The organism is Rhizobium sp. SEMIA 4085, assembly GCF_013004495.1.
Lineage (GTDB): Bacteria > Pseudomonadota > Alphaproteobacteria > Rhizobiales > Rhizobiaceae > Rhizobium > Rhizobium gallicum.
In genome coordinates this window covers 1-5,105 of sequence record NZ_JABEPH010000399.1, presented here as the reverse complement: position 1 = coordinate 5,105, position 5,105 = coordinate 1, and the positions used below count along the sequence as shown (strand labels likewise).

Here is a 5,105-nt window from a genome sequence, read left to right as displayed (position 1 = left end):
AAAAAAGGCCGGAAGTTCCCCTCCGGCCTTGCACGTTCGATTCTCGAAGCTGGGTAAGCGGCTTCGGTCGTATGAGCCTTGCGGACGTCCTCGTCCGTCAGGATACCGCTGGCGCGAAGCAGCGCTGCAAAGCGGCCGTTGCTGTGGCTGAGTTCATCGAAACTGCCCTGTTCGACGATCCGGCCATTGTCGAGGAAGAGCACCTTGTCTGCCTCACGAACCGTCGAGAGGCGGTGCGCGATGATGAAGGTGGTGCGGTTCTGGCGAAGGTTGTCGATCGCAGCCTTCACGCGATTCTCGGTCTCCACGTCCAGCGCGCTGGTCGCCTCGTCGAGAACCAGGATCGGTGCATCCTTGAGGATGGCGCGGGCGATGGCTACGCGCTGGCGCTCCCCGCCCGAGAGCCTGTTGCCACGTTCGCCGACATGCGTGTCATACTGTTCCTCGCGCGTTTCGATGAAGTCGGCCGCGGCTGCCGCTTCGGCAGCACGGCGCATCTCTTCTTCGCTGGCACCTTCGCGGCCAAGGCGGATATTGTCGCTGATCGAACGGTTCAGCAGACCCGCATCCTGGAACACGGTGGCGATATAACGGCGCAGCGATCTGCGGGTGACCTTGGTGATGTCGTGGCTATCCACCAGGATCTGGCCGCTGTCTGGATCGTAGACGCGCTGCAGCAGATTGACGAGCGTCGTCTTACCCGCACCTGTCGGGCCTACGATCGCGACTGTCTGGCCAGCCTTCACCGAGAAGGAGACATTGTGCAGGCCCTGCGACGAGTTGCCGAAGCCGAAGGATACGTCGCGGAATTCGACTTCGCCCTTGACATCCTTGATGTCGGCGTTGCCCGCCGGTTCTTCGCGCTCGCGAACAGAATCTTCGAGTGTATAGAAGTCTTCAAGCTTCGCGCGGGCTTCGAAAATCTGCGTAGCGAACTGGCGCATCTGGTCGAGGCGCGAGATCAAAAGGTTTGCAAAGCCGATGAAGGCGATGACGTCACCGATCCGCAGTTCGCCGGCCTGCACCAGAAGCGTGCCGATCACAAGGATGATCATCATGGCGATGGTCGATGCCATTCGGTTCAAAGCACCGGCAAGGGCCCACCAGTCGAGGACCGGGTACTGAGCCTGCAGCAGACGGTCGGCAAAGCCCTTGAGCGCTTTGGTTTCCGCTTCGATGCGGTTGTAGCTGTGCAGTACCGAAACGTTGCTGATCGAGTCGCTCACATGCGAGAAAACGGTGTGATAGTGGTTCTCGACCGAAGCCTGTCCGTCCTTCGTGCGGCTCATGACCAGACGGCCGATGAGCCAGTAGGCAAGACCAAGCACGACCAGCACGCCGGACAATCTCAAGTCCATGGCCATGGCAGTCGGCACCAGAAGCGCAATGGCGACGGCGGTCGAGAGATGGTTACGCATGAATTCGAGCCAGAGGCCGAAGAGCGTTTCGCAAGCGCGCAGCAGCGTGTGCAACGCGTTCGACGTGCCGCGCTGGTGATGCCAGGAGAGCGGCATCGAGATGATGCGGCCAAATGCTTCCGTCAGCAAAGTCGCGCGCCGGCCATGGGCCAGCCTGTCCGCCTCGCGGGCGACTAGAACGAAGGCGATCGTATTGAAGACGGCAAATCCGGCCCACATGAACAGAATGGGCTTGACCTCGCCATTGCCTGAAATGGCATCGATGATGCGACCAAACAGAACAGGCTCCGCAATCGTGATCGCAGCCAGAACAATGTTTGCTACGACCACCAGGGATACGCGGAGCTTGTAGGCGCCAAGGTAGCGCAAAGCTCTTGCATAGACCTTGAATAATGACACGGCGGTACCTCTTGTGTGCATCTGCAAAGAACGGGATGGCGCGATGCTATGAAAAGACACCTGAACCGACGATTAACGGCGCATTCAGGTGACGTGTTTTTGCAAGATGCGACAGGATAACCGCAGCGCAAAGCTGCTCAACCGATCGGGGAGTGCAACAATTTCCACTTGTATTTAAACCAAGCTTTAGCAATCCATAAACTTTATATGAAGCCAGTTTTTTAATTGAAGACCGTCGTTGCCGCGTTCAGGTGGTTCGGTCGACGGACTTCACCGATCGCCCATTGCCGGGCAAGGGGCTTTTTGTGAATATTCATTCTTTGGTTCAATTGCTCGTCGTCATAGAGGAATGCACGAAGCCCGAAACCGTCGTTGAGGAACTTCGGCGGATCGTTCATTCCTATGGCTTCGAATATTATGGATTGCTGCGTCATTTGAAGCAGAGCCAAGATCCCTGGGGTCTCGTACTTGCCGGGCATTGGCCCGAGAAGTGGCCGCAAACATATGTTGCAAAAAAATATGTCCTCATAGATCCAACAGTCCGGTATCTGGCGCAGGCGCAAAGGCCATTTCGATGGAAGGAAAGCCTAGCCGCCTACCGCCGCGATCCGCACCAGCGGCGAATGGAACAGATGATGAGGGATGCCGATGCCCACGGCCTGCGCGACGGTTACATCTTCCCCATTCACGGCAAGAGCGGCGTGCTCGGAAACTTGAGCGTCGGCGGCGAGCCTGTCGAATTGTCGCCGGTGGAGATGTCATTGTTCGAAACTGTTGCCCGCAAAGCGTTCTGGCGGCTGCTTGATCTCAAGGGCGAAGCGAAGGCACTCGAAAGCGCTTCGTTGCTCAAAATGCCGCTGACGCGCCGCGAGCTCGAAATCCTGCACTATTTAGCCGACGGCCTGACCTCGATGGAGATCAGCAAGGTGCTCAGCATATCGAACCACACGGTCGATTGGTATATGAATGGGCTGCAGGACAAGCTGAAGGCCAAGAACCGCCAGCAGGCGGTGGCGCTGGCTTTCCGGCACGGGCTCGTTATCTAATTTAGCCCGCGACCCCTCGCATTTGGGAAATTCTATTTCGCAAGGGAAATTGAACTTTCTGTAACGGCGCGTTAAGAATTTTCTTCGCGGGTGCAGCATTGCCCGTTTCGATGCCGTGAGGAGAGCGCATTGCCCATATCCAAGATACTCGTTGCCAATCGTTCCGAAATTGCCATCCGCGTGTTCCGCGCGGCCAATGAGCTGGGGATAAAAACGGTCGCGATATGGGCGGAAGAGGACAAACTGGCGCTGCACCGCTTCAAGGCGGACGAAAGCTATCAGGTCGGCCGCGGCCCGCATCTTGACCGCGATCTCGGGCCGATCGAAAGCTACCTTTCGATCGATGAAGTGATCCGCGTTGCCAAGCTATCCGGCGCCGATGCCATCCATCCGGGTTATGGCCTGCTGTCGGAGAGCCCTGAATTCGTGGATGCCTGCAACAAGGCGGGCATCACCTTTATCGGCCCGAAGGCCGATACAATGCGGCAACTCGGCAACAAGGTCGCCGCGCGCAATCTGGCGATCTCGGTCGGCGTGCCAGTGGTTCCGGCAACCGATCCGCTCCCGGACGACATGAAGGAAGTCGCCCGCATGGCCGAGGAGATTGGCTATCCGGTCATGCTGAAAGCTTCCTGGGGCGGCGGCGGGCGTGGCATGCGCGCCATTCGCGACGCCAAGGATCTTGCCCGTGAGGTAACTGAAGCCAAGCGCGAGGCGATGGCCGCCTTCGGCAAGGATGAAGTCTATCTCGAAAAGCTCGTCGAGCGCGCCCGCCACGTCGAAAGCCAGGTGCTTGGCGATACGCACGGCAATGTCGTGCACCTCTTCGAGCGCGACTGCTCGATCCAGCGCCGCAACCAGAAGGTCGTCGAGCGTGCGCCGGCACCGTATCTTTCGGAAGCGCAGCGCCAGGAGCTCGCCGCCTATTCGCTGAAGATCGCCGAGGCGACGAACTATATCGGCGCCGGCACCGTCGAATATCTGATGGATTCCGATACCGGAAAATTCTACTTCATCGAAGTCAATCCGCGTATCCAGGTCGAGCACACGGTCACCGAAGTCGTGACCGGCATCGATATCGTCAAGGCACAGATCCATATCCTCGATGGCTACGCGATTGGTACAGCGGAATCGGGTGTTCCCAAGCAGCAGGATATCAAGCTAAACGGCCACGCGCTGCAGTGCCGCATCACGACGGAAGATCCGGAACATAACTTCATCCCGGACTACGGCCGCATCACTGCCTATCGCTCGGCCTCGGGTTTCGGCATCCGTCTTGATGGCGGCACGTCCTATTCCGGAGCGATCATCACCCGCTATTACGATCCGCTGCTCGTCAAGGTGACGGCCTGGGCGCCGAATCCGCTCGAGGCGATCTCGCGCATGGACCGGGCGTTGCGTGAATTCCGCATTCGCGGCGTGGCAACCAACCTCACCTTCCTTGAAGCGATCATCGGACACCCGAAGTTCAAGGACAACAGCTATACAACCCGGTTTATCGACTCGACGCCGGAGCTTTTCCAGCAGGTTAAGCGTCAGGACCGCGCGACGAAGCTTCTGACCTACCTTGCCGATGTGACCGTCAATGGCCATCCCGAAGCCAAGGACAGGCCGCGGCCGCTGGAAAATGCTGCAGAGCCGGTCGTTCCCTATGCCAACGGCAGCAAGGTCCAGGCCGGCACCAAGCAGCGTCTGGACAAGCACGGCCCGAAGAAGTTCGGCGAGTGGATGCGAGACGAAAAGCGCGTGCTGATAACCGATACGACGATGCGCGATGGCCATCAGTCGCTGCTCGCGACGCGCATGCGCACCTACGACATCGCCCGCGTCGCCGGGACCTATGCCCATGCGCTACCGAACCTGCTGTCGCTCGAATGCTGGGGGGGTGCGACTTTCGACGTTTCCATGCGCTTCCTGACGGAAGATCCATGGGAGCGTCTGGCGCTGATCCGTGAAGGCGCACCGAACCTGCTCCTGCAGATGCTGCTGCGCGGCGCCAACGGCGTCGGATACAAGAACTATCCGGACAATGTCGTCAAATACTTCGTCCGGCAGGCCGCAAAGGGTGGCATCGACCTCTTCCGCGTCTTCGACTGCCTGAACTGGGTCGAAAACATGCGCGTGTCGATGGATGCGGTCGCTGAAGAGAACAAGCTCTGCGAGGCGGCGATATGCTATACCGGCGATATCCTGAACTCGGCGCGCCCGAAGTATGATCTGAAATACTACACCGACCTTGCCG

General features: G+C 58.8%; 3 protein-coding genes. 2 read left to right on the top strand and 1 reads right to left on the bottom strand.

What is annotated here, in order from left to right; all coding sequences use genetic code 11:
- Window positions 1-1,817, bottom strand: a 1,817-nt coding sequence (locus C9413_RS27535; protein WP_170251172.1) for a glucan ABC transporter ATP-binding protein/ permease, incomplete at its 3' end; no start/stop codon positions are given.
- A 305-nt stretch (window positions 1,818-2,122) separates the two neighbouring features.
- Between C9413_RS27535 and C9413_RS27530 the strand changes: the two genes are divergently transcribed.
- Window positions 2,123-2,863 carry a LuxR family transcriptional regulator gene (locus C9413_RS27530; RefSeq protein WP_039847044.1) on the top strand — a complete coding sequence of 247 codons (741 nt, stop codon included), beginning with the start codon at window positions 2,123-2,125 and terminating at the stop codon, window positions 2,861-2,863.
- A gap of 129 nt (window positions 2,864-2,992) precedes the next feature.
- A partial coding sequence (pyc, locus tag C9413_RS27525) for a pyruvate carboxylase (protein ID WP_170251171.1) occupies window positions 2,993-5,105 on the top strand: 2,113 nt, incomplete at its 3' end.